The following is a 23,944-nucleotide window of genomic DNA, read 5'->3' as shown; positions in this document are numbered from 1 at the left end:
CCCTTTGGCCCCCCACACAAAACAACCCCCAAAACCTTCTTCCCTCACCTGTTCTGTGGGGCCTTTCTCCCTCTTTTTGTTTTTTGGGGGGGGCGGCGCGGGGGCCCCCGGCGGCCCCCCCGCGCGCGGTCTGACTAGGTCAGCCCTGGGAGGGATCAGTTCGTGCCCTTGCCGCCGCACTTGCCGGTGGCAACATTGAAGTTGCCGCAGGACAGAGGCGCGCGCCAATCGGAGATCAGGTCCTTGGAATCAGGCAGATAGTCGGACCATTCGTCGCCCATCACCAGGCCCGGCGTGCGCGACACGGTTTCGAACTGGCCGTCGGCCTGGATTTCGCCGATCAGCACCGGCTTGGTGATGTGGTGGTTCGGCATCATCGTCGAATAGCCGCCGGTCAGGTTCGGCACCGAGACGCCGATCATGGCGTCGATGACCTTGTCCGGATCGGTGGTGCCGGCCTTCTCGACCGCCTTCACCCACATGTTGAAGCCGATATAATGGGCCTCCATCGGGTCGTTGGTGGTGCGCTTGTCGTTCTTGATGAACTTGTGCCAGTCGGCGATGAACTTCTTGTTCTCGGGCGTATCGATGCTCTCGAAATAGTTCCAGGCAGCGAGATGGCCGACCAGCGGCGCGGTGTCGAGACCGGCAAGCTCTTCCTCGCCGACCGAGAAGGCCATGACCGGAATGTCCTCGGCCTTGATGCCTTGGTTGCCGAGTTCCTTGTAGAACGGCACGTTGGCGTCGCCGTTGACGGTCGAGACGACGGCGGTCTTCTTGCCGGCCGAACCGAACTTCTTGATCGCCGAAACCTCGGTCTGCCAGTCGGAGAAGCCGAACGGCGTGTAATTGACCATGATGTCTTCCGCAGCCACGCCCTTGGCCTTCAGATAGGCTTCGAGGATCTTGTTGGTGGTGCGCGGATAGACGTAGTCGGTGCCTTCCAGCACCCAGCGCTTCACCGAACCGCCATCCTCGCTCATCAGATAGTCGACGGCCGGAATGGCCTGCTGGTTTGGCGCCGCACCGGTGTAGAACACGTTGCGCTCACTTTCCTCGCCCTCATACTGGACGGGGTAGAACAGGATGTTGTCGAGTTCCGAGAACACCGGCAGCACCGATTTGCGCGACACCGAGGTCCAGCAGCCGAACACCGCCGCGACCTTGTCCTTGGAGATCAGCTCGCGCGCCTTTTCGGCAAACAGCGGCCAGTTGGAAGCCGGATCGACAACGACCGCCTCGAGCTTCTTGCCGAGCAGGCCGCCCTTGGCGTTCTGCTCGTCGATGAGCATCAGCATGGCGTCCTTCAGCGTCGTCTCCGAAATCGCCATGGTCCCCGACAGCGAATGGAGAATGCCGACCTTGATCGTGTCGTCGGCGGCCTTCGCCGGAGCGGAGATCAACAGGCCGGCGGCGACCACGCTCGCCGAAAACATTTTTGTTATTGTCGAGAAATTACCCCTCATATGACGGACTCCCAAGCTGGTTGATTGCACCGCAACACTACAAAGCAACCCCCATGCCAACCGCTCTGGCAATCCCGAAAGGGCACAAATAAATTAGAGATATCAGCACCTTGGAATATAGAGCTTACAAAACAAAGAGAGGTGGCCAGAAATCGATTGAGGGAAATTTGCGCAGCTTGCGCAGCTGCTGCCTATTTTTCGATCATTTGCCCAATCTGCCTAGATTTTGATCTCACCAGTGCCTCAGGCGACCGATGTTGCGGCGCGGTGCAAAAATAGGGCAAGCTCGCTCTTCAAGCGAGCGACGTCATGGTTACAGGTATTTTACGTATTTTCATCGGCATAGTACTTCTGACGGCAGCAACCGGGGCAGCGCGAGCCGATTTCAGCGACGGCAAGATGCCTGACGGCGCCTATCATTGCGAAGTGTACCTGCTTGGCATGTTCCTCAGCCTCGGCGACATCACCATCAAGGGGAACGTCTACAGCGGCCCCGTCTACACCAGCCTCGGCGTCTTCGGCACCGCGCGGCAGGGCTATAACTACCAAATGGACGCAAACGGCGTGATCTCGTGGCTGGGGCCGCTGGGCGGATATACCGCCGGCGGCAATTCACTGTCGCTGACCCAGGCGACGCTGGACGGTGAAACCGCGCCTTCCTTCGACATCATCATGAAGCAGCCCGACGGCGCCTTCACCGCCTCGACCTGCACCAAGCAATGAGGCGGCAAGGAAAAAAGGCGCGGAGCCTTGCGGGTTCCGCGCCAGCAGTCTGTCGGGAGGATTTGACTAGATCGTCTTTGCCGACATCTGCGCGGCGATGTAGTCGGCTTGGCGGATCGCGAGCGACACGATCGTCAGGGTCGGGTTTTCGGCGGCCCCGGTGGTGAACTGGCTGCCGTCGGACACGAACAGGTTCTTGATGTCGTGCGCCTGGCCGTGCTTGTTGACGACGCCGTCTTCCGCTTTCTCGCTCATCCGGTTGGTGCCGAGATTGTGGGTCGACGGATAGGGCGGCGTCGGGAAGGTGCGGGTGGCGCCGACCGCATCGTAAAGTGCCGTAGCCTGCTTGTAGGCGTGGTTGCGCATCGCGGTGTCGTTCGGATGGTCGTCGAAATGCACGTCGGCGATCGGCATGCCGTGCGCGTCCTTTTCGTCGGTATGCAGCGTGATGCGGTTCTCCGCACGCGGCATGTCCTCACCGACGATCCACAGGCCGGCCATGTGGTCGTAATGATCGAGTGCGGCGGTGAACGAGCGCCCCCAGGCACCCGGATCGAGGAACGCCGCCATGAACGGCAGGCCGAGCGACAGCGTCTCGAACTCGTAACCACCCACGAAACCGCGCGATGGATCATGCCGCGCCTCGTCGCGGATGATGCCGGCCATGGTCGTGCCGCGATACATGTGCACCGGTCTGTCGAAGATGGCATAGACCGAGCCGGTGGTGTGACGCATGTAGTTCTTGCCGACCTGACCCGACGAGTTGGCAAGCCCATCGGGGAATTTTCCCGATGCCGAATTGAGCAGCAGCCGCGGGCTCTCGATCGAATTGCCGGCAACCGCGACGATGCGCGCCTTCTGCTCCTGCAGCTTGCCGTCCTTGTCGGCGTAGACGACGCCGGTCACCTTTCCGCTAGCGTCGTGGTTGATCTTGATCGCCATGGCGTTCGGCCTGACTTCGAGATGGCCTGTCGCCTCGCCCTTGGGGATCTCGGTGTAGAGCGTCGACCATTTGGCGCCCCATTTGCAGCCCTGGAAGCAGAAGCCGGTCTGCTGGCAAGACATGCGGTCGTCACGATCGACCGAATTGATCGCCATGTTGCCGGTGTGGCATTCCTTATAGCCGAGCTTGTCGGCGCCGGCCTTCAGCACCTTGAAATTGTTGTTGCCCGGCAGCCGCGGCCAGTCATTGGTGCCGGTGACGCCCATCTTGGCTTCAGCCTTGGCATAGTAGGGCTCCAGCTCGGCCAGCGTGATCGGCCAATCGAGCAGGTTGGCGCCTTCCAATTTGCCGTAGGTCGACAGCGTCTTGAACTCATGCTCCTGGATGCGCAGCGAAGCTCCGGCCCAATGCGTGGTCGAACCGCCGACCGACTTGACGATCCAGGCCGGCAGGTTGGGAAAGTCCTTGGCCACACGCCAGTCACCCGACGTGGTGCGCTTGTCCGTCCAGGCGAGCTGGCTGAACGAACCCCACTCGTCATTGATGAAGTCTTCGTATTCGTGGCGCGCGCCGGCTTCCAGGATGACGACGTCGACACCCTTCTGGGCGAGTTCGTTGCCGAGCGTGCCGCCGCCGGCGCCCGAGCCGATGATGACGACCACGCCGTCGTTGTTCAGATCAAATGAAGCTGCCATGGTTTCCTCCCATGATTTCTGTTTGCGGGTTCAGGAACGACGGGGCTCAGAGCCACTCGATGTCGTCGAAACCGCGCGCGATGTAGCCGCCCTTGGAATAGGACTCGCCCTCGTAACCGAAGATCGGCCACACCTCTTTCTGGTTGTAGAGGCTGACGACGAGGCCGCCTCTGATGGCCTGGAAGAATGGCGTCACCTCGATTTGCTTCAGCACGGCGACCCGCTGCTCCTCCCAGCCAAGGCCGCGATAGCCGCCGCCACCGGACTTCTTGTCGAGGTCGGCGATGCCGTCCTCGAGCATCGCCTTGTAGGCGGCGTCCTTGCCGGCCTGCTCGTCATGACCTTTCACGGCAATGGCGTAATATTTGTCCGGAACCTGATCGTGCGGATAGATGTCACGCGCCATCTGGATCAGTGTCGCCATGGTTTCGGGCTTGAGTGCCGATGTCTCGAGCCCCCAGGCATGTTCGGGGCTGATGACGGCGCTGCCGGAGATGACGAGCAGCGCGCCGATGCCGCCGCGTCTGAGAAGCTCTCGACGGGAAAGCCCAGGCTTCGCGTCATAGATCGTGACCATTTTTATTCCTCCCTGCTTGCTATTTGCACCCTTGAGAGTGCCGTTGCTGGCGCTACCTGCCGGTGCGGCTGCAATGTCTCCTATTGAAAGCGACCTGTGCGTTGCAGAACCTCGATCTTGTAGCCGTCGGGGTCCTCGATGAAGAAGAAACGCGCGATCAGCGACCCGTCGCGGTTGAACTCGACGATCTTCTTCGGATTGAGGCCAAGCGCACCGAGACGATCATGTTCGCCGTCGAGATCGGCGACCGAGACCGCAAGGTGACCGTAGCCGTCGCCGAGCCCGTAAGGCTCCTGCCGATCCTTGTTCACGGTCAGTTCGAGCTCGAACCCTGCCTCGGCATTGCTGAGGTAAAGGAGCGTGAATGTCTCGAAATCCAGCCTGTCGGCGACATCGAGCCCGAAGGCGTTTCTGTAGAAATCGACGGACCGGGCCTCTTCGAGAACCCGGATCATGCTGTGGATCGCCTTGGCCAAATCAGTCTCCGCTCTGGTGTGGAGACGATTATGCGCGGCACGGACAAAAGGTGGTGGCAGCCGGTTACCACGCCCGAAGCCGTGAACCGTCCTCCATCGCCAACAAGGACAAAAGTCCGATTGCCGTGGCGGCGATTTTACCCGAGAATGCATGTGGGGACAGGTCAAGCAGTATCAAACTGCACGCCCGTCCACCCAAGACCAACAATCATGGGAGGTTTGTCGGATGTGCAGGGTGTTTGCGGGCCAGGATCCCGAAGGCTATCGCCAGATCAACCGGTCGATTCGCATCGACGGCCACTCGACCAGCATCCAGCTTGAAGGAACATTCTGGGCGTTGCTCGACGAGATCGCCGAGAACCAGAACCTGACGACGCCGAAATTCATCTCCAAGCTCTATGACGAAGCCATAGAGATCAACGGCGCCATCCCGAACTTTGCGTCGATGCTGCGCACCACCTGCGCGCTCTATCTGCGCGGCCATCGGCCAGGGATGGATGAGCAGATGGTGCCGAAGCGGGAGGCCGCTTAGCGTATTGCGCTCAGCTGAGTTCTTGGGCGAGCCCGATGAGAAGCCCTCCAGGCCCTCGAATGTAACATAGCCGATACACGTCTCTATACTGGACGACTTCGCCTTCGAGCCGCGCACCGCGATTGCGGAGCCTTTCGAGCGTCCCGTCAATGTCGTCCACAGTGAACATGACGCGGAGGTAGCCCAGGGCGTTTACCGGGGCGTTGCGGTGATCGGCGACGACAGGCGGCGTGAGGAAACGGGACAGTTCGAGCCGGCTGTGGCCGTCCGGCGTCCGCATCATGGCAATCTCGACGCGCTGATCGCCCAGTCCCGTGACACGTCCGGCCCATTCTCCTTCGATCGTTGCCCGCCCTTCGAGCTCAAGGCCGAGCTCGCCAAAGAAACCAATCGTCTCTTCAAGGTCATCGACGACGATTCCTATGTTGTCCATCCGTTTGAGCGCCATGGTGTTCAGTCTACAAGGTGTCGTCCAGGTCGTAAACTCATTAGCCTGCTTGCCAGCTGAGCAAGTATGATCAAGGGACCTTGAGAGCCTGGTGATGCGTCGCGGTAGGGCCTGGCATTGACCGCGACCTCGAACGCCACCCGGTCAGTGGCTGGTTCCTGATTCATGCCTGATGGCACGACGCTGTTTCTATCGGTCCAGGATCCGGGCAGGTAGGCCGGATGCTTCGCGGGATCGTGGCCCGACTTCCGGGCAGCCATCCGGCTTCAACAACACACCCAGACCCGATCGGCAGTCGACCGAACCCTCGCTAACGATTTTGTGATGTGGTTGACGAGGTCATTTTCATCTCGCAGTCTATCGGCATTCGATCTGCGGATTAAACTAACTATCGTTGTCATGATTACTTGGGCGTCACTTCCCGGGTGCGTTCTCTTATTTTCGAGATTCCTAATATGAACCGTCGCAATCCTGTTCGAATGAATCGGCGTCTTTTCCTGTCCTCGGTCGCAATATTTACGGCAACCGCGACATCGGCCGGTTTTGCGCGATCGTTCTCGGGCACTTTGCCCTGGACGCCAATGGCATCCGATCCACCCGCGCAGGTCGTGGCCGGCGGCTGGCACTTTTTCTCAGCCCAGGAAGCAGCCCTTGTCGAGGCGATCGTCGACCGCATCATTCCGGCCGACGAGCTCAGCATGGGCGGCAAGGAAGCCGGTTGCGCCGTCTATATCGACAGGCAGTTGATGGGGGCGTTCGGAGTGTCGAGCCGGCTTTACACGCAAGGCCCGTTTCTGCCTGGACTGCCCACCCAGGGCTATCAGGGCGAGGCCAATCCGGCGCAGCGTTACCGCACCGGGCTTGCCGCCATCGACGCCTTCCTGAAACAGCGGGACGGCAAGACATTCGTCGAGCTCGCATCGGCCGAACAGGATGCCTTCCTGACGGCAATGGAGGCCGGGAAAGTCGACCTGCCCAATGGCGTCAAGGGTCCCGGTTTCTTCGGGCTTCTGCTGCAGAACACCATGGAAGGGTTTTTTGCCGACCCCGTCTATGGCGGCAACAAGGACATGGTCTCGTGGCGCATGCTTGGTTTTCCAGGTGCCCGCTACGACTACCGCGACCATGTCAGCAAACACAATCAGCCATATCCGCAGCCGCCTGTCTCGATCATCGGGCGTCCCGAATGGCTCGGCAAAGGCGCCTGATCATGACCAAGATACTGCCTCGCAAAGACGTCGTGATCGTCGGCCTCGGCTGGACGGGATCCATTCTGGCCCACGAATTGACCGATCAGGGCCTGGACGTGGTGGCCATAGAGCGCGGCCCCTGGCGCGACACGGCAACCGATTTCAACATCGGCTATGCGCAGGACGAGTTGCGCTACAGCATCCGGCGCGACCTCTTCCTGCAGCCGACCGTGGAAACCATGACGGTGCGCAATGACCCCTCGCAGAAGGCGCTGCCGATGCGCGATTTCGGCTCCTTTCTCCCCGGCAACGGCGTCGGCGGCGCCGGCGTCCACTGGAACGGCCACACCTGGCGGTTCTGGGATTCGGACTTTCAGATAAAGACCAATCTGACGAAGAAATATGGTGCATCGAGAATCGCCGATCTCCAGGTCGAGGACTGGGGCGTGACCGGCGCGGAGATGGAGACCTATTACGACCAGTTCGAGTATCTGGCAGGCATCTCGGGCAAGGCCGGCAATATCAAGGGGCAGTTGCAGGAAGGCGGCAATCCGTTCGAGGATCCAAGGTCGCGGGATTATCCGAACCCGCCGATGCAGATGACCTACGCGCCAACCCTGTTCGCCGAGGTTGGCCGGTCGATCGGCCTGCATCCCTTCCCGACCCCATCCGCCAACATGTCGCGGGCCTATGTCAACCCGCTCGGCATCGCCATGGGTCAATGCACCTATTGCGGGTTCTGCGAACGCTTCGGCTGTGCCAACTATTCGAAGTCGAGCGCCCAGACCACCGTCCTTCCCGTGCTGATGAAGAAGTCGAATTTCGAGGTTCGCACCGACAGCGAGGTTCTGCATGTCGATCTGGCTCCCGGAGGCAAGTCGGCGCGCGGCGTCACCTATGTCGACACGTCAGGCGAGGAATATTTCCAGCCGGCCGATCTGGTGCTGCTGTGCGCCTACGGCCTGCACAATGCCCGGCTGATGATGCTGTCCGGTATCGGCAAGATCTACGATCCCGGCAGTGGCGAAGGAACGGTTGGGCGCAATTACTGCTACCAGACAAATGCCGGCGTGCAGGTGTTCTTCGACGACAAGAACTTCAACCCGTTCATCGCCGCCGGCGCGCTCGGCCAGACGATCGACGATTACAATGGTGACGCGTTCGACCACGGCGCGCTGGACTTCGTCGGCGGCGCGGGCATCAACTGCATTCCCACCAACGGGCGCCCGATCGGAACCAGGCCGACCTTGCCCGGCACGCCGAAATGGGGCAGCGCCTGGAAGAAGGCAACGGTCGAGGGTTACAAGAGCACGCTTGGCTACTCGTCCCAGGGAAGCAGTTACGCGACACGCAACAACTACCTCGACCTCGACCCGACCTACAAGGACCGTTTCGGTCGTCCGCTGATGCGCATGACGTTTGATTTTCCCGACAATGACATCCGCATGTCGAACTATGTCTGCGACCGGATGGAGGAAATCGCCAAGGCGCTCGGCGGCAAGCAGTACGCCGTCGGCCGCCGCAAGAAGGGCTGGGACAGCGTCCCCTACCAGAGCACCCACAATACGGGCGGCGCCATCATGGGAACGGACCCGAAGAAGAGCGCGGTCAACACCTTCCTCCAAAGCTGGGACGTCCCCAATGTCTTCGTCATCGGCGCGTCGGCCTTCCCGCAGAATGCCGGCAAGAACCCGACAGGAACCGTCGGCGCGCTCGCCTTCCGCGCCGCCGATGCCATCCGCAATCAATATCTGCGCAATCCCGGTGCATCCCTGGTGCAGGCATGAACAAGCTCGTTTTCACGCTCGCCATCGGCGCCGCGGCCCTCAACGCGGGCCCGGCACGGAGTGCCGACCAGGCGGACCAGATCATACGTGGACAGTATCAGGCCGTGCTCGGCGACTGCGCAGGCTGTCATACGCAGGCCGGGGGCAAACCGCTGGCTGGCGGACTGCCGCTCGAGACGCCGTTCGGCATGCTTGTCCCGCCCAACATAACCCCCGACGGCGAAACGGGCATCGGCAATTGGTCGGAAGCCGATTTCCGCAGCATGATGAAGTCAGGCGTCGGCCACAATGGCGTGCGGCTCTACCCCGCAATGCCCTACCCCGCCTATACCAGGATGAACGATCGGGACATTTCCGACCTGTGGGCCTATCTGACGACGGTTGAACCGGTATCGAATAAGGTCGAGGCCAATCAGCTGCCCTTCCCGTTGAACATCCGGCTGGCGATGCTGGGCTGGAATGTCCTCAACTTTACCGAGGCAAGCTTTCAGCCGGATTCCTCCAAGTCGGCGGAGTGGAATCGCGGCGCCTATATCGTCCAGGGCGCAGGACATTGCGGCACCTGCCACTCGCCCAAATCTTTCCTTGGCGCCGACAAGGACAGCGAGTTCCTGCAAGGTGCCTCCCTGCAAGGCTGGTTTGCCCCCGACATCACCAACAACGCGCAATCGGGCCTTGGAAAATGGTCTCAGGAGGATCTGGTCCAATACCTCAAGACCGGCGTCAACGCGCATTCGATTGCATCAGGTCCGATGGCGGAGGCCATCGAGAACTCCACGTCGAAAATGACCGATCCCGATCTCAAGGCGGTTGCAGTCTACCTCAAGAGCCTGGGCTCGGATGTCGACAGCGTCCAACCGGCAAAGCCTGACGCGACACGGATGGCAACGGGCGAGGCAATCTATCGCGACAATTGCTCGGCTTGCCATGGTGGAGATGGTGCCGGGTCAGGCGTGCTTTTCCCTTCCCTTGCCGGCAATTCGATCGTCGCGCAGGGCAGTTCCGAAACATTGGCCCGGCTCGTCCTTGCCGGCAGCCAGGCCGTGCACACGGCTGATGCACCGACTACGCCCGCCATGCCCTCCCTGGCCTGGCGCCTGAAGGACCAGGAGGTCGCCGACGTCCTGACCTATGTGCGCGCCAGCTGGGGCAACGCCGCCCCGGCGGTCTCCTCTGACGATGTCGCTGCCGTACGCAAGGGGCTGACCCGGTAGACCCGTACTCTAGCTCTCTGCTGCGACAGCGAGCGCCAGACGGCTCATGTCTGCGAACAATTCCTGGCGCTCGGAATAGTCGGTCTGTTCGCCGGTCTCGATGTTGTCGACCACGACACACATCGACAGCGCACGCGCTCCGAAATGCTCCGATATGCGATAGAGCGCGCTGGTTTCCATATCCACGGCCAGGGCTCCTTCCGCCCGCGCAACGGCAAAACGGGCGCGCCCTTCCGGGTGATAGAAGATGTCGCTGCACACCGTCAGGCCGGCATGATGGTCGATGCCGAATTCTACCGCCTTGGCCAGTGACGATGCGAGGAGCGCCGGGTCGGGGCCAGCGGGTCCATAAAGGCCGAAAACCTGGCCGCTCTGGGCGCTTTCCGCCTGTGCCGATTGTGAGATGACAAGGCTGCGCAGTTTTGCCTTTGCGGTCAGGCTGCCGCAGGTGCCGGTGCGGATCAAGGTCCGGGCGCCATAATGGTCCAGCAGTTCATGCGCATAGATCAGAAATGATGAAACGCCGATGCCCGTCGCCTGAATGCTGATGGACTTGCCACGAAACAGCCCGGTGAAGCCAAGCGTGCCGCGGCGGCGATTGATGCAGCGCGGCGCTTCCAGGAACGTTTGCGCCATCCACTCGGCACGCTGCGGATCACCCGGCAACAACACCGTGTCGGCGTAGTCGTCCTTGTCCGCTTCGTTGTGCGGCGTCACAAGTTGCTCCCCTAAGCCTTCCTGCCGTTTCACCCGCAATCATGGCGTTGTCACGGCGTTGTGCAAGGAGGAACATGGGAAAGGCTCTAAGACTCCAGCACGTCCTTGACGATCGTCGCCAGTTGCTTGAGCGAAAACGGCTTGGGCAGAAAGCCGAAATGCGCATCTGCCGGGAGGTTTCTGGCGAATGCGTCCTCGGCGTAGCCGGACACGAAGACGAACTTGATGTCCGGCTGGCGCTTGCGCAATTCACCAAGCAGTGTCGGTCCGTCCATTTCCGGCATGACCACGTCGGAAACGACGATATCGACCTTGCCGCCCAGCGCCTCGAACACTTCCAGCGCCTCGACGCCCGACGATGCCTCGTGCACGGTGTAGCCACGCGAGGTCAGCGCCCGCATGCCGCCCATGCGCACGGCATCCTCGTCCTCGACGAGCAGCACCGTGGCCGAGCCCGACAGATCCTTGGCCGGATCGGCGACCTTTGCCGGAGCTGCCGGCGCATCGCCGGGCTCGCCTGCTTTTTTCGCTTCGGCGATGTGACGCGGCAGGAAAATGCGGAAAGTCGAGCCTTTGCCGACTTCGGAATCGCAGAAGATGAAGCCGCCGGTCTGCTTGATGATACCGTAGACCATCGACAGGCCAAGGCCGGTGCCCTTGCCGACTTCCTTGGTGGTGAAGAAGGGCTCGAAAATCTTCTTCAGCACGTCGGGCGCGATGCCGCTGCCGGTGTCCTCGACTTCGACCACGACATAGTCGGCCGGGGCGAGTTCACGGTAGGAAAAGGCCTTGCACTCCTCGGCGGTGACATTGCGGGTGCGCACTGTCAGATCGCCGCCCGCCGGCATAGCATCGCGCGCGTTGACCGCAAGGTTGACCACCACCTGTTCGAACTGACCGATATCGACCTTGACCGGCCACAGATCGCGGCCATGGTCGACCTTCAGCTTGATGTCGTTGCCGACCAGGCGGGCGAGCAGCATCCTGAGATCGGCGAGCACGTCGGTTAGATTGAGCACTTCCGGCCGCAACGTCTGCTTGCGCGAGAAGGCCAGAAGCTGCCGCACCAGCGAAGCCGCCCGGTTGGCGTTCTGCTTGATGTTCATGATGTCGGGGAAGGAGGGGTCCGACGGACGGTGGTTGGTCAACAAAAGGTCGGACGCCATGATGATGGCGGTCAGCACATTGTTGAAATCATGCGCGATGCCGCCGGCAAGCTGGCCGACCGCCTGCATCTTCTGGCTTTGCGCCATCTGCCCTTCGAGCGCTTTTTGCTCCGTTGTCTCGACGGCGTAGACGATGGCCGACTCCTCGGCCCCCTCGCCGCCGGTGCCGTCGGCGACGGCGTTGACGTAGAAGCGGATGTGCCGTTCGTCGTTGCCAGGCAAAAGCGTGTCGATCGGCTCGATGTCGGCCTGCCGCTGCTGCGCTTTCTCGAAGGCAGCCGCGAAGGCCGGCCGGTCGCGTTCGTGGATCACCGTGTCGAGCCTTACGCGACGGTCGACGGCGTCGCGATCGACGACAGACGAAAACAGCGACAGGAACGGCGCATTGGTACGCAGGATGCGCCCATTGTGGTCGACGCCGGCGATCGCCATCGGTGTCGAGTTGAAGAAGCGGGTGAAGCGCACTTCCGAAGCCCGCAAATCGGCAGAGGCATCCTCGCCTTGCGTGCGGTTGAGCACGATCGTGCGTGTCGGCCCGTTCAATCCTTCGCGGCTGGCCGAAACGCGGTGCATGAAGCGCACCGGCAGCGCTTCGCCCGTCGTGGTCGTCAGGTCGAGATCTATCACCGCGTTGCGTGTGGTGCCGGGGTCGGCCTTGACCGAGCGGACCAGCGCCATGCCGTCGCCAGCCACGATCTCCGACAGAGACACGGCGCCGGGCGTGAAGCTGGTGAGGTCGATGCCCAGCCATTCGGCGAGCGTGGCGTTGATATAGGTGACGCGGCCCTCCTGGTCGGCCGAAAAGAAGCCGGCCGGCGCGTGGTCGAGATGATCGATCGCCTTCTGCAGATCGAGGAAGAAGCGCTCCTGCTCGGCCCGCTCCTGCGAGATGTCGGCAAGCTGCCAGGCCAGCATCGGCAGCCGCTGGCCTGGAACGCTGAAGGCGCGGGCGCGTGCCCGGTACCAGCGGGCGCCAGGCTCGGCACCGGGCCGAATGGACTGTGCGAGCCTAAACTCGCCGTCGCCCGGCTGGCCGTCGCGCAGGCCGGATGCCAGGCGATAGATCGTCACCGAGGCTTCGGGGACATCCGAGAGCAATCCCTCGACGGTCTTCAGGTCGGCAGCGGACGATGCTCCGGTCATATCCGCATAGGCGCGATTGGCGTAGACGACGCGGCCCTTGGTGTCGGTGACGAGAAGCCCCTGCGACATCGAATCGACGAAGGATTTCGACAGTTCGTCGCCTGTCGAGCGTGGCGTGACCTGCACGAAGCCGATCGCCGTCGCGAACAGGAAGCCGACGCCGATCATCGCCAGCACGCCGAGCATGCCGAGCAGGAAAGGATCGCCGAGGCGCTCGCGGAAAAGCCCGAAGACGATCGCCGCCCCCGTCAGAACGACGATGAAAATGATAAGCCGGGTGACCGCGCCGGGTCGCGTATTCTGGTCGACGATCGGTACCGGATAGAAATCGCCGCGCGCTTCCTTGGCCATGTGCCCCCTGCTCGTGAATTCCGGTGTTCCGACACCCGCCCCTAGCGGGTTGAATCACATTCTCCTAGTCCGGAAAAGGCCTGGGCGGCAAATGTCGGATAAAAATGATGTCTTCCAGGCTTCGGAGTTTTTCTAGCTGTTCACCAGCGTGAAACGCAACTTGCGGTGGCCCGCTGCAACGGTCTAGTGTCTCTTCACTTCCAAGGGCGATCAGGGGAACCCAATGCAATGGCTCGATAGCGTGGCAGGTCCCGGTTATGCCGCAGCATTGTTGTGGACGTTTGCAGCGCTTGTCCTGCTGGTTATCGTTCTCGTTATCATCAAGCTGGTGCGCAACCTGACATTCGGAACCTTCGTCGCCGGTGGCCGGAACCGCAAGACGCGACTGGCCGTCATGGATGCCACCGCCGTCGACAGCCATCGCCGGCTGGTGCTGATACGCCGTGACGATATCGAGCACCTGCTTCTGATCGGCGGCCCGACCGACGTCGTCGTCGAGCGCGATATCCGACTTTCGGCGCTACGCCGGCCGGCATTGACCGGAGATGGCGGCTTGCAGCCGGTTCCGGCCGCCGCGGCCCCGGCAAGACCGCGTCCGCCGCAACCCGCTCCGCCGCCGGCGAGACAGGCTCCCGCTCCACAGCCGGTGAACACGACGCCACCCGCCCGCCCGCGTACAACAGCGCCGCCGGCACCTGCACCGAAGCCGGCAACGCAAAGCTATCAGCCGACCAATGTCACGCCGTTGCCTGCCTACGGCTCCGCCAACGCCAACACCGCCCGGCACGCGCCGCCACCACCGCAGCCGGTGCAGGACAGCATCGACGACACGCTGATGAGGGAACTCGAAGTGTCGCTGGATCAGCCCCGTTCGGGCGGCCCGGTGGGCAAGCCGGCGGCGCCGCAGTCGCTCGACGACGAGATGACCAAGCTTCTCGGCGAACTCTCCAGTCAGAAGAGATGAGCGACCGCCGGGTCGCTATCCCGCGAAACATCGTCGCCGGTCCGCTGCCGAACCACCTCGTCCAAGCGCAAAATATCAAGGGTTTGCGGCCTTCGCGCGCCTCAGAGCGGTGGATGCCGCACCAATAAAAATGGCCGGAAAACCGGCCATTTCAGAATCGAGTTCGTTCGATGACAGCCGGCCGTGAGCCGCCGGCCTTGACCTTCAGTCGTCGCGATAGACTTTTTCGCGGCGCTCATGCCGCTCCTGCGCTTCGATCGACAATGTCGCGATCGGACGCGCATCGAGCCGCTTCAGCGCGATCGGCTCGCCGGTCTCTTCGCAATAGCCGTAAGTGCCTTCGTCGATGCGCTGCAGGGCGGAGTCGATCTTTGCAATGAGCTTGCGCTGACGGTCGCGGGCCCTGAGTTCGATGGCACGGTCGGTTTCCGAAGAGGCGCGATCGGCCAGATCGGGGTGGTTGGCGTTCTCTTGCTGCAGGATTTCCAGTGTTTCGCGCGCTTCGCGCAATATGTCACTCTTCCAGGTGACGAGCTTTGAGCGGAAGTAGGATTTCTGCCGCTCGTTCATGAACGGCTCGTCTTCGGAGGGTACGTAATCGGCGGTAACGATGTCGTTCATTCGACTCACCCAAACTGCCCCAATTTTGGCGCCTATATATTCGTCGTCCGACGCCTGCACAAGCGCAATCGGCCGCTGTCTCACGCAATTGTTAAAGTACCCGTCACGCGTCTCTGCGGCCGCGTACGGTCGCTTTGGTACAAAATTCGCCGAGACACTTTCGATCCGGTGGCACATGCTTTCCGAGATTGCCGTGACCCCGGGGGCCGATACGCAAGAGACCTTTGCAGCAAGCAGCATTGGGTGATTCGCCGTGTTGAAGAGCACGGGCCATTGTGCGCAACGCCGTTCCCGTGGCTAATCCGGGACGCTTCGGCATTCGGAGGTTGGGTGAGCAGGCTTTATCTGTTGCGACATGCAAAGGCTGGCTGGGCACTGCCCGGCATGCGGGATTTCGATCGCCCGCTCGATGCGTCCGGCCGCGCCGATGCCGAAATGGTGGGGGCCGCCATGCGCTCCCGCCTCTATGTTCCGGACCGGACGCTCTGCTCCAATGCCAAGCGCGCCAAGGAGACGCTGGAAGGCCTGGCCGGCCAGACCGACACCGGCCGGGTTCTGTTCTTCGACGCGCTCTACAGCGCGGACGCGGCCGGGTACCTCCACCTTATCCGCGACAATGGCGGATCAGGCTCATTGCTGGTCATTGGCCACAACCCGATGATGGAAGACCTCACCATGGCAGTTTCGGGCGACGGCGACGAGACTGCGCGGGTCACGCTGAACCATGGGTTCCCGACCGCGGGCCTGGCAGTCGTCCGCTTTGACGGCGATCTTGCCAGCGCCGCCCAAGGCGCCGGCTATCTCGAAGCGTTCCTGACGCCGGCCGATCTCTGAAGCCATTTCAAAGCCTGGTAGCAGAGCCTATATCGGACGGACCGAAGTTCGAGAGAGCATATTTTGGCATCATCGCTGACCACCTTCACCGACGAGGCGAGGATTGCCCTCGACACGCTGTCGGGCCGCGCCACCGGGCTTTTTTCCCCATCGCTGCGCCTCGGCGTGACGGGATTGTCCCGCGCCGGCAAAACGGTGTTCATATCGGCCCTTGTCCACAATTTGATCCATGGCGGCCGCCTGCCGCTGTTCGAGGCGCAGAAATCTGGGCGCATCGCCCGCGCCTTCCTCGAGCAGCAGCCGGACGACGCGGTGCCGCGTTTCCAGTACGAGGACCACATCGCCGCCCTGGTCAACGATCGTGCCTGGCCCGATTCGACGCGCGCCATTTCGGAACTGCGGCTGACCATCGAATATGAATCGGCTTCCGGCTGGAGCCGCATGTTTTCCTCCGGCAGATTGTCGGTCGATATCGTCGACTATCCCGGCGAATGGCTGCTCGATCTGCCGCTGCTCGGCAAATCCTTTGCCGATTTTTCGCACGAAGCCTTTGAAATGGCCGTTCTGCCGGTGCGCGAGGACCTTTCGCAGGGCTGGCGGGCGTTGTCGTCCGGGATCGATCCGAACGCCGACGCCGACGAGATGACGGCGCGCCGCCTGGCCGAAAGCTTCGCCGCCTATCTGAAGGCCTGCAAGCTCGACGAGCGGGCGCTTTCGACCTTGCCGCCCGGCCGTTTCCTGATGCCGGGCGATCTCGAAGGCTCGCCGGCACTGACCTTCGCGCCCCTGGCCGGGATTGGCGACAGGCGTCCGCGCGCAGGGTCGCTGCACGCCATGATGGACAGGCGCTATGAGGCCTACAAGACGCATGTCGTCAAACCCTTCTTCCGCGAACACATCACCCGTCTCGATCGCCAGATCGTGCTGATCGACGCCATGCAGGCGCTGAACGCCGGCCCCGGCGCCATGGCCGACCTGGAACGCGCGGTGACCGAGATCCTCAGCTGTTTCCGACCCGGCCGGGGCAGCTTCCTCACCGACCTGTTCTCGCGGCGCATCGACCGCATCCTGGTTGCCGCGACCAAAGCCGACCATCTGCATCACGAAAGCCATGACCGCCTGCAGTCGATCGTGCGGCGGCTTGCCGACCGCGCCGTGGCACGGGCGAATTTCACCGGCGCCGACGTCGATGTGGTAGCCATGGCGGCGGTGCGCGCAACGCGCGAAGGCGCCGTCAAGCAAGGCCGAGAGACGTTGCCAGTCATTATCGGCACGCCGATCGCCGGCGAGAAGATCAACGGCGAAACCTTCGATGGAAAAACTGAAACAGCCATATTTCCTGGTGATTTACCGGAGAAAATTGATGCGGTTTTTGATCTTTCGGGAGCCGATCACAAGCAGGATGCCGCGGACCCTGCAATCCGCTTCGTCCGTTTCCGTCCCCCAAAGCTAGAACGCACGGCCGAAGGTATCACCCTGTCGCTGCCGCATATCAGGCTCGACCGTGCCTTGCAGTTCCTGATCGGAGATCATCTGGCATGACTGCGCCCCGCAAGCCGGCAGCGTTCCGCATCGAGCCGGAAGCCGAACCAAGGCAAGAGGCGCCGCAGGCGCGCCGTGCCCAGGCCGATGCCCAGCGCAAACCCAGCGCGATGAAGGCCGATGTCGCGATGGTCATCCCGGCGGAAGTCGATGTCTTCGACGAGCCTGACATCATTGCCGCGGAGCCGCCGCCGGCCATTGCCCCCAGGAAGCGTTCGCTGCTCGGCAGCATCTTCTTCGGCGCCTTTGGCGTGCTGGTTTCGCTGGCGGTCGGCCTATGGACCGACCAGCTCATCCGCGACCTCTTCGCGCGTGCCGAATGGCTGGGCTGGCTGGCTGCGGGCATGGCTGCCATTGCCGTGCTGGCGCTTCTGGTGATCCTGATTCGCGAATTCCTGGCGATCGTCCGCCTTGCCGAGGTCGAAAAGCTGCAGAAGCGTGCGCTCGACGCGATCGCCCGCGACGATCCCAAGGCTGCACGATCGGTCGTCGACGAATTGTCGGCCTTTGTCGCGGCCAAACCCGAAACCGCGGCCGGCCGGCGCACGTTGGCCGAACTGCGCGGCGAAATCATCGACGGCGGCAATCTCGTGCGTCTGGCCGAGGCTGAAATTCTCGGACCACTCGATGCCAGGGCGAAGGTGATGATTCTCGAAGCCGCCAAACGCGTTTCGCTGGTGACGGCGGTCAGTCCACGCGCACTCGTCGATGTTGCCTATGTGGTGTTCGAGGCGGGGCGGCTCATTCGCCGCCTGTCGGAACTCTATGGTGGACGGCCGGGAACGCTGGGTTTCTTGCGCCTGGCGCGCAGCGTGCTGGCGCATCTGGCGGTCACCGGCTCGATCGCGGTCGGCGACAGTTTCGTCCAGCAGATCGTCGGCCACGGCCTGGCCGCGCGCCTTTCGGCCAAGCTTGGCGAGGGCGTCGTCAACGGCATGATGACGGCGCGCATCGGCATCGCCGCGATGGAGACGGCGCGACCCCTGCCCTTCAGCGCCGCCAAGCGTCCCGGACTTGGTGATTTCCTCTCGGCACTGACATCGTTCGCAACCAGGAAAGACGGTGAAACGACCCCATCCGGCAAGTGAGCCGGGCTGGAGTGTCTGGACCTTCGGAATTGTTACCGGACTGCTTTGCGGCGGCCCCGCGGTGACGAAGCATTAACCAATCTTGTTCATGGTCAGACGGGTTCCAAACAGCATCTTTGTTGCCGGGTGTCGTCGATGAAAAGCGTAATTCTATCCAGCGTCCTGCCCTTGGCAACGGTGATTACGGCAGTCGTCGGCATTGCCGGAGTGGCCTCTGCGGCGGAGCCGGACAAGCAGTTCTTCCAGTCCGCCGAAGGCAAGTGGATCGGTCCCGGCGAAATCGTCGCCGGCAAATACAAAGGCACGAAGTTCAACTGCAGCTTCACCGGCTCGACGCCCGACGGCAAGGTCGGCATGTCGCTCGACGGCGGCTGTCGGGTCGGCATGTTCACCCAACCGATGTCGGCCAAGATCGAGCGCAAGGGCCGTGAGGGCTACAAGGGCAGCTTCATGGGTGGCGCGACCGGTTCCGGCCTCGACATCATCGGCGGCAACGTCGTCGATCCCCGCAAGGTGGTCTTCACCATCAACCGCAACCAGCTGCGCGGCGTCATGCAGGCTCGCATCCCTGACGACAATTCGATGACGGTGACTATTGCCGTGCGCGTCGACGACCAGCTGGTGCCGGTGATCGGCATGAGCCTGAAGCGCGTCGACGCGGTCGAAGTCGGCTCCATCGCGCCGAACTGAACAATTCAAAAGAAAAGGCGGCGACCCAACGGTCGCCGCCTCGTTTGATCAAATCGAATCAGGGCGTTAGCCTTTGATCGTGGCCGTCAGTTCGTCATAGGCCTTGCAGGCGTCGGCCAATGTCGTAGCGCCCTGATACTTGGTTGTCACCGCCTGGACCTTGGCCGTCAGATCAGCCGCTTTGGACGGGTCCTTGGTAATCGCTTCCTGCAGCGCGGTAGCCATGTCCTGCGCCTTCTTGGTCGCGATTTCCGCCGTGCACTCGGGCGCCTTCGAGCAAGCCGAACCGGCAAGCACCGCCAGGCCGACGGCAACAAACAAAAACTTCTTCATGTCAGTCATCTCCTCAAAAGGGCGCGACTTGATCGTCGATCACCCTCCAATGGCCGAAGCCGAGCGTCCTTAGCCTTCGATTGCGGCAAGATGCAACGTGTTCCCGGCCTCAACTTGTGTATCGCGCCTGCAACATCGGCGGCGGCCCGGATTCAGGCTATTTTATCAGCGGCAGCAAAGTTCAGCTGCGCGGCTGCAGCAGCGCCAAGACGGCGGTCGATGCGGCAAGGATAGCAGTCAGAGTCAAAGGCCCAGTCGCGCCATAGGTGTCCACGACATAGCCGCCGACAACCGCGCCGATGGTGATGGCAATTTGGAAAGAGGTGACCATCAGGCTGCCCGCTGCCTCCAGCGCATCAGGCGCCGCGCGCGACATATTGGTCGGCAGCACCACCGGCGCCATGCCAAAGGCGAAACCCCACAGCGTAACGAAGCCGAAGGCAACGCCGATATGCGAGCCCCAAAGCACCAAAGTAAGTGCCGCAACCGCCATCAACGCCGCGGTGACTGCGAGGGCCATGTGGATGTTGGTGTCGGCCATGCGGCCGCCGGCAACATTACCGATCACGGCAGCGATGCCAAACCCGAGCAGAGCCAAGGCAATCGGTCCGGTTGTAAGGAGTGTCACCTGTTCGAGGAAGGGACGCACATAGACCGAGCCGGCAAAATGCCCCGTCATCAGCAAAACAATAGCCAGCATGCCGAGTTGGATGCCGCGCCGCCGGGTTAGCCGAAATACATCTGCAAGGCTGTTGCTTGCCGTTGCAGGCAAGGTCGGCAGGCTGAGAAACTGCAGCAGCATGGCAAGCGCGGCCAGCCCCGCCGTCATGGCCATGGCACTGCGCCACCCTATCCAGTCACTGATCAGCGCGCCCATCGACGGTGCGGCAATGGTGGCAAGCGAGACGCCGAGGGTGACGATCGCCATGCCCCGACCTGTCGCATTGGCGCCAACCAGCCTCGCCACGACGGCGACCGAAAGTGCCCAGAAAGCGCTGAGAGCGATGCCCAGCCCGGCCCGGCCCAACAGCAACAGCCAGAAATCGGTCGCCAGCGCCGCCAGGATATTGGAACCGACCGCAAGGGCGCTGAGACCAACCAGCACCGCCTTGCGGTTCAAGCGGCCGATGAGAACATTGCTCAACATGGCCGTCACGGCGCCGACGGAAGCGGTGGCGGTGACGACCTGTCCGGCCGTCCCCTCGCTGATGCCGAGATCGCGTGCCATTGGCGTCAGCAGACCTGCGGGCAGGAATTCGGCAGACACCAGGGCAAAGCTGGTGGCCGCCAATGAAATGACCGCGAACCAAGTGGCTGCGCTCCACGCGGCTGGTGCATCGGCATCAAGGCCAATCGCGGCGTCTTCAAGCTGTAATGTTGTGTCAGTCACGGAAAGATCTCCAAAGTTTGGAGGTCTTAAATAGGCGAGTCCGCTCGGATGATATGTATCTTAGAATCCGAAATTCATATCCATTCGTCCGGGAATTGTGCGACGCACAACGCCCGGCGAGACATTGGTGATGCGCTTGAACGCGCGCGCGAAGGATGCCTCGGAATCATAGCCCAAACGGGTAGCGACTTCGGCAACCGACAAGCCGTTTTGGCCCAGCAATTCGCGGGCAAGCTGCATACGCAGGCGGGCGAGATAGTGTGCGGCACCCTCTCCCAATACCGCACTGAAACGCTCGGCGAAAATCGAACGCGATTGGCCTGCCACGCCGGCCAGGCTTCCCAGCGTCCAGTTGTGGCCGGGGTCGCGGTGCATGGCCGCCAAAGCGCGGCCTATATGGGGGTCGCGGATGGCTGCGAGCCAACCGGTGGTCGAGGCTCCGTTGCAATTGACCCAGCAGCGTATGAGCCGGGCCGTTAGCAAGTCGGCCATACGCGAGAGAATCGTGGCGCTGCCCATCTGCGGTTGCGAGGCCTCCACCGTCATGGCCGCCAGCAAAGGACCGACGACCGGGTCATTGCCGGCCACGTCGCAACCCTTGATGACAGGCGGCATCAACGTGATCAATGGGTTGAGCGCATAGGAGTCCAAGGCCATGGAGCCGCAGAAAAGGGTGCTCGTCGCGCCCGTTCCTTGCCGTACCACTTCGCAGACGTTGCCCCCCAACTTGATCACCTGGCAACCTTCGAGCGAGTCCCCTGCAACGTCCGGCGCGCTCGCCAGCCGATGGGCGATGCCTTGCGGCAGCAGCACCAGATCGCCATCGCGCAACTCCTGCCAGCCTTGCGATTCAGTATGAATCCAGCACGGGCCCTGGCCGACAAAGTGAAACCGAAGCAGCTGTTGTTGCGGAAAGTCTATGCTCCATGGGTGCCGGAGCTCGCAGCGACCATAGTTGACACCACTCAAGCGAAAGTCTTGTAAAACTTCGCTGAGCGCATCCATCGGGATATGTGGCGTCGAAGACGGCCGGGACGAATAGTCAGGCATATACGAGATATAGATGCCGAACGTCCGACAGGCAAGCGGGGACCGTTGTTCCACCAGGGGAATCGCTGCAACGGCACCCTACCTTTCCCGGCAGATTTCTCGCCTTGCCTCCCGCTCCAACTGCATGCAAGGAGTGCTGTGAGACACAGGGACAAGAGGCATGGCGGCGGAAGCATCGGGCAGTGATCTGGTTCAGGTGGTGGCGCTGCTTGCTGCCGGTGTCGTCGCCGTTCCCATTTTCAAGCGCATGGGCCTCGGCTCGATTCTCGGCTATCTGGCCGCCGGCGTGGTGATTGGCCCGTTCGGCCTCGGCGTCTTTTCCGAATCGGAAGCCATTCTTCATGTCGCCGAACTCGGCGTTGTGATGTTCCTGTTCATCATCGGGCTGGAAATGCAGCCATCGCGGCTCTGGGGCCTGCGCCGTGAGATATTCGGCCTCGGCGCCCTGCAGGTCGGCGTCTGCGCGCTGCTGCTGACCGGTGTCGGCATGGCTGGAGGGTTTCCGATCGCACAATCCTTCGTCGCCGGCGCCGGCTTCGTGCTGACTTCGACAGCGATCGTCATGCAACTTCTCGAGGAACGCGGTGAAATCGCCGCCCCGAAAGGCCAGCGCATCGTATCGGTCCTGCTGTTTGAAGACCTAGCCATCGTACCGCTGCTGGCCCTGATCGCGTTCCTGGCGCCCGGTGGGGCCGACACCAGCCTGTCGGAGCGGCTGACCGAGGTCGGCATCGGGCTCGCCGCGATCGTCGGCCTGGTGGTGGCAGGCCGCTATCTGCTCAATCCGTTCTTCCGCATCCTGGCGGATGCCCGTGCCCGCGAGGTGATGACGGCGGCAGCGCTCCTGGTCGTTCTCGGATCCGCCCTCGCCATGCAGCTCAGCGGCCTGTCGATGGCGATGGGTGCCTTCCTGGCCGGCGTGCTTTTGTCCGAATCGACCTTCCGCCATCAGCTCGAAGCTGACATCGAACCCTTCCGCGGCATCCTGCTCGGTCTGTTCTTTCTCGCGGTGGGCATGTCGCTCGACCTGCATGTGGTCGCGGCGAACTGGCGGCTGATCGCCGTCTATGTCGTCGCCTACATGGTGATGAAGGCGTTCGGCATCTACATCGTCGCCCGTATCCTGAAGTCAGGCCACCGCGAAGCGCTTGAGCGCGCGGTCTTCATGGCACAAGGCGGCGAATTCGCCTTTGTCCTTTACTCGGCGGCCGCGGCGGTCGGCATCATAGACGGCCAGGCCAACGCGACGCTGACGGCGATCGTTATCATCTCCATGGTGCTGACGCCGCTGGCGATCATCGCCTTGCGCTATCTGACGCCGCGCGACGAGCAGTCGCTCGACGGCGTCGATGTCGCCGATGGCCTGACCGGCAGCGTGCTGGTCATTGGCTTCGGCCGCTTCGGCCAGATCGCGAGCCAGCCGCTGCTGCTGCGCGGCATCGACGTCTCGATCATCGACAATGATGTCGAAATGATCCAGGCGGCGGCCGATTTCGGCTTCAAGGTCTACTATGGCGACGGCACGCGACTGGACATCCTGCATGCCGCCGGTGCCGGCCGGGCGCGCGCCGTGCTGATCTGCGTCGACAAGGCCGATGTGGCTGTTCGCATCGCCCAGTTGATCAAGGCCGAATTCCCACTGCTCACAGTGCTGGCCCGCGCATTCGACCGTGGAACGGCGCTGCAGCTCATTCGTGCCGGCGTCGACTACCAACTGCGCGAAACCTTCGAATCCGCACTTGTTTTCGGTGGCTCGGCACTGGAATCGCTGGGCGTCGACCCCGAAGACGTGGCTGAAACGATCGAAGACGTCAGGCGCCGCGACACCGATCGCTTCGAAACCCAGCTTGCCGAAGGCATTCGCGCCGGACAGCGCTTCCTGAGAGGCAATATCGGCACGCCGATTCCGACACCGCTCTCCACGCCGCGCCGGCCTGGTCAGGCACTCAATGAAGAGACCGCGGGTGTGCTGCACAAGTCCGAACCCGCCGATTGAGCAAGGAA

Annotated in this window: 22 protein-coding genes; 11 read left to right on the top strand and 11 right to left on the bottom strand. The window is 62.3% G+C overall.

Annotated elements, in window-relative coordinates:
- Positions 1-155 precede the first annotated feature (155 nt).
- Complete coding sequence (urtA, locus tag NKH06_RS30435) at positions 156-1,436, bottom strand: urea ABC transporter substrate-binding protein (protein ID WP_245273273.1); 1,281 nt, start codon at positions 1,434-1,436, stop codon at positions 156-158.
- 339 nt (positions 1,437-1,775) lie between these two features.
- Between urtA and NKH06_RS30430 the strand changes: the two genes are divergently transcribed.
- Positions 1,776-2,189: a hypothetical protein gene (locus NKH06_RS30430; RefSeq protein ID WP_352775641.1), complete on the top strand. Its 414-nt coding sequence runs from the start codon at positions 1,776-1,778 to the stop codon at positions 2,187-2,189.
- A 66-nt stretch (positions 2,190-2,255) separates the two neighbouring features.
- On the opposite strand, the gene NKH06_RS30425 is transcribed toward NKH06_RS30430, so the two are convergent.
- From NKH06_RS30425 to NKH06_RS30415, 3 genes are all read right to left on the bottom strand, one after another.
- Entirely contained in the window at positions 2,256-3,827 is a 1,572-nt protein-coding gene (locus NKH06_RS30425) for a GMC family oxidoreductase (protein WP_352732915.1), read from the bottom strand.
- Positions 3,828-3,873: 46 nt separating this feature from the next.
- Complete coding sequence (locus NKH06_RS30420; protein ID WP_352553014.1) at positions 3,874-4,404, bottom strand: gluconate 2-dehydrogenase subunit 3 family protein; 531 nt, start codon at positions 4,402-4,404, stop codon at positions 3,874-3,876.
- Between the two features lie 80 nt (positions 4,405-4,484).
- Positions 4,485-4,880 (bottom strand): VOC family protein, encoded by a 396-nt coding sequence (locus NKH06_RS30415; protein ID WP_352440302.1) that lies wholly within the window; start codon positions 4,878-4,880, stop codon positions 4,485-4,487.
- Between the two features lie 226 nt (positions 4,881-5,106).
- On the opposite strand from NKH06_RS30415, the gene NKH06_RS30410 reads away from it, so the two are divergent.
- Positions 5,107-5,412 (top strand): ribbon-helix-helix domain-containing protein, encoded by a 306-nt coding sequence (locus NKH06_RS30410; protein WP_023813015.1) that lies wholly within the window; start codon positions 5,107-5,109, stop codon positions 5,410-5,412.
- Positions 5,413-5,422: 10 nt separating this feature from the next.
- Here the strand turns inward: NKH06_RS30410 and NKH06_RS30405 are convergent, their stop codons facing one another.
- On the bottom strand, positions 5,423-5,860 hold the full coding sequence (locus tag NKH06_RS30405; protein ID WP_023813016.1) for a VOC family protein: 438 nt from the start codon (positions 5,858-5,860) through the stop codon (positions 5,423-5,425).
- 581 nt (positions 5,861-6,441) lie between these two features.
- On the opposite strand from NKH06_RS30405, the gene NKH06_RS30400 reads away from it, so the two are divergent.
- Genes NKH06_RS30400 through NKH06_RS30390 form a run of 3 tightly spaced genes read left to right on the top strand, consistent with a single transcriptional unit; the run spans position 6,442 to position 10,051 of the window.
- A complete protein-coding gene (locus NKH06_RS30400) occupies positions 6,442-7,068 on the top strand; it encodes a gluconate 2-dehydrogenase subunit 3 family protein (RefSeq protein ID WP_245273274.1) in 627 nt (208 codons plus the stop codon).
- 2 nt (positions 7,069-7,070) lie between these two features.
- On the top strand, positions 7,071-8,837 hold the full coding sequence (locus NKH06_RS30395; RefSeq protein ID WP_352440301.1) for a GMC family oxidoreductase: 1,767 nt from the start codon (positions 7,071-7,073) through the stop codon (positions 8,835-8,837).
- A complete protein-coding gene (locus tag NKH06_RS30390; RefSeq protein ID WP_023813019.1) occupies positions 8,834-10,051 on the top strand; it encodes a cytochrome c in 1,218 nt (405 codons plus the stop codon). The genes NKH06_RS30395 and NKH06_RS30390 overlap by 4 nt, the downstream gene beginning before the upstream one ends.
- 9 nt (positions 10,052-10,060) lie before the next feature.
- Here NKH06_RS30390 and NKH06_RS30385 read toward each other — a convergent pair whose 3' ends face one another.
- The gene (locus NKH06_RS30385) at positions 10,061-10,768 is read right to left on the bottom strand and encodes a purine-nucleoside phosphorylase (protein ID WP_023813020.1); all 708 of its coding nucleotides are present in this window, start codon (positions 10,766-10,768) and stop codon (positions 10,061-10,063) included.
- Positions 10,769-10,854: 86 nt separating this feature from the next.
- Positions 10,855-13,428: a cell cycle histidine kinase CckA gene (cckA, locus tag NKH06_RS30380; RefSeq protein ID WP_023813021.1), complete on the bottom strand. Its 2,574-nt coding sequence runs from the start codon at positions 13,426-13,428 to the stop codon at positions 10,855-10,857.
- Between the two features lie 223 nt (positions 13,429-13,651).
- Between cckA and NKH06_RS30375 the strand changes: the two genes are divergently transcribed.
- Entirely contained in the window at positions 13,652-14,392 is a 741-nt protein-coding gene (locus NKH06_RS30375; protein ID WP_352440300.1) for a hypothetical protein, read from the top strand.
- Positions 14,393-14,596: 204 nt separating this feature from the next.
- Here NKH06_RS30375 and dksA read toward each other — a convergent pair whose 3' ends face one another.
- The gene (gene dksA / locus NKH06_RS30370; protein ID WP_023813023.1) at positions 14,597-15,013 is read right to left on the bottom strand and encodes an RNA polymerase-binding protein DksA; all 417 of its coding nucleotides are present in this window, start codon (positions 15,011-15,013) and stop codon (positions 14,597-14,599) included.
- Positions 15,014-15,343: 330 nt separating this feature from the next.
- Between dksA and NKH06_RS30365 the strand changes: the two genes are divergently transcribed.
- From NKH06_RS30365 to NKH06_RS30350, 4 genes are all read left to right on the top strand, one after another.
- On the top strand, positions 15,344-15,847 hold the full coding sequence (locus tag NKH06_RS30365) for a SixA phosphatase family protein (protein WP_352440299.1): 504 nt from the start codon (positions 15,344-15,346) through the stop codon (positions 15,845-15,847).
- Between the two features lie 63 nt (positions 15,848-15,910).
- Entirely contained in the window at positions 15,911-17,389 is a 1,479-nt protein-coding gene (locus NKH06_RS30360; RefSeq protein WP_352440298.1) for a YcjX family GTP-binding protein, read from the top strand.
- Positions 17,386-18,477, top strand: a complete 1,092-nt coding sequence (locus NKH06_RS30355) for a YcjF family protein (RefSeq protein WP_352461281.1) — start codon at positions 17,386-17,388, stop codon at positions 18,475-18,477. Before NKH06_RS30360 ends, NKH06_RS30355 begins: the two co-directional genes overlap by 4 nt.
- Before the next feature lie 135 nt (positions 18,478-18,612).
- Positions 18,613-19,167, top strand: a complete 555-nt coding sequence (locus tag NKH06_RS30350; RefSeq protein WP_127295926.1) for a hypothetical protein — start codon at positions 18,613-18,615, stop codon at positions 19,165-19,167.
- 66 nt (positions 19,168-19,233) lie between these two features.
- On the opposite strand, the gene NKH06_RS30345 is transcribed toward NKH06_RS30350, so the two are convergent.
- The 3 genes from NKH06_RS30345 to NKH06_RS30335 form a co-directional block, all read right to left on the bottom strand.
- Positions 19,234-19,500, bottom strand: a complete 267-nt coding sequence (locus NKH06_RS30345; protein WP_127271315.1) for a hypothetical protein — start codon at positions 19,498-19,500, stop codon at positions 19,234-19,236.
- Positions 19,501-19,681: 181 nt separating this feature from the next.
- Positions 19,682-20,890 carry an MFS transporter gene (locus NKH06_RS30340; protein WP_352440296.1) on the bottom strand — a complete coding sequence of 403 codons (1,209 nt, stop codon included), beginning with the start codon at positions 20,888-20,890 and terminating at the stop codon, positions 19,682-19,684.
- Between the two features lie 60 nt (positions 20,891-20,950).
- Complete coding sequence (locus NKH06_RS30335; protein WP_023813030.1) at positions 20,951-21,940, bottom strand: AraC family transcriptional regulator; 990 nt, start codon at positions 21,938-21,940, stop codon at positions 20,951-20,953.
- Between the two features lie 160 nt (positions 21,941-22,100).
- Between NKH06_RS30335 and NKH06_RS30330 the strand changes: the two genes are divergently transcribed.
- The gene (locus NKH06_RS30330) at positions 22,101-23,936 is read left to right on the top strand and encodes a monovalent cation:proton antiporter-2 (CPA2) family protein (RefSeq protein WP_352440295.1); all 1,836 of its coding nucleotides are present in this window, start codon (positions 22,101-22,103) and stop codon (positions 23,934-23,936) included.
- Positions 23,937-23,944: the final 8 nt, after the last annotated feature.

The sequence above is a fragment of the Mesorhizobium sp. M1342 genome (genome assembly GCF_040317955.1).
Lineage (GTDB): Bacteria > Pseudomonadota > Alphaproteobacteria > Rhizobiales > Rhizobiaceae > Mesorhizobium.
This window is presented reverse-complemented; position numbering and strand designations above follow the sequence as displayed.

Excerpts from the sequence above, each read along its gene's own strand:
- urtA (WP_245273273.1), bottom strand. The coding sequence starts at position 1,436 with ATGTTTTCGGCGAGCGTGGTCGCCGCCGGCCTGTTGATCTCCGCTCCG.
- NKH06_RS30430 (WP_352775641.1), top strand. The coding sequence starts at position 1,776 with ATGGTTACAGGTATTTTACGTATTTTCATCGGCATAGTACTTCTGACG.
- NKH06_RS30425 (WP_352732915.1), bottom strand. The coding sequence starts at position 3,827 with ATGGCAGCTTCATTTGATCTGAACAACGACGGCGTGGTCGTCATCATC.
- NKH06_RS30420 (WP_352553014.1), bottom strand. The coding sequence starts at position 4,404 with ATGGTCACGATCTATGACGCGAAGCCTGGGCTTTCCCGTCGAGAGCTT.
- NKH06_RS30410 (WP_023813015.1), top strand. The coding sequence starts at position 5,107 with ATGTGCAGGGTGTTTGCGGGCCAGGATCCCGAAGGCTATCGCCAGATC.
- NKH06_RS30405 (WP_023813016.1), bottom strand. The coding sequence starts at position 5,860 with ATGGCGCTCAAACGGATGGACAACATAGGAATCGTCGTCGATGACCTT.
- NKH06_RS30400 (WP_245273274.1), top strand. The coding sequence starts at position 6,442 with ATGGCATCCGATCCACCCGCGCAGGTCGTGGCCGGCGGCTGGCACTTT.
- NKH06_RS30395 (WP_352440301.1), top strand. The coding sequence starts at position 7,071 with ATGACCAAGATACTGCCTCGCAAAGACGTCGTGATCGTCGGCCTCGGC.
- NKH06_RS30390 (WP_023813019.1), top strand. The coding sequence starts at position 8,834 with ATGAACAAGCTCGTTTTCACGCTCGCCATCGGCGCCGCGGCCCTCAAC.
- cckA (WP_023813021.1), bottom strand. The coding sequence starts at position 13,428 with ATGGCCAAGGAAGCGCGCGGCGATTTCTATCCGGTACCGATCGTCGAC.
- NKH06_RS30375 (WP_352440300.1), top strand. The coding sequence starts at position 13,652 with ATGCAATGGCTCGATAGCGTGGCAGGTCCCGGTTATGCCGCAGCATTG.
- dksA (WP_023813023.1), bottom strand. The coding sequence starts at position 15,013 with ATGAACGACATCGTTACCGCCGATTACGTACCCTCCGAAGACGAGCCG.
- NKH06_RS30355 (WP_352461281.1), top strand. The coding sequence starts at position 17,386 with ATGACTGCGCCCCGCAAGCCGGCAGCGTTCCGCATCGAGCCGGAAGCC.
- NKH06_RS30350 (WP_127295926.1), top strand. The coding sequence starts at position 18,613 with ATGAAAAGCGTAATTCTATCCAGCGTCCTGCCCTTGGCAACGGTGATT.
- NKH06_RS30345 (WP_127271315.1), bottom strand. The coding sequence starts at position 19,500 with ATGAAGAAGTTTTTGTTTGTTGCCGTCGGCCTGGCGGTGCTTGCCGGT.
- NKH06_RS30335 (WP_023813030.1), bottom strand. The coding sequence starts at position 21,940 with ATGCCTGACTATTCGTCCCGGCCGTCTTCGACGCCACATATCCCGATG.
- NKH06_RS30330 (WP_352440295.1), top strand. The coding sequence starts at position 22,101 with ATGGCGGCGGAAGCATCGGGCAGTGATCTGGTTCAGGTGGTGGCGCTG.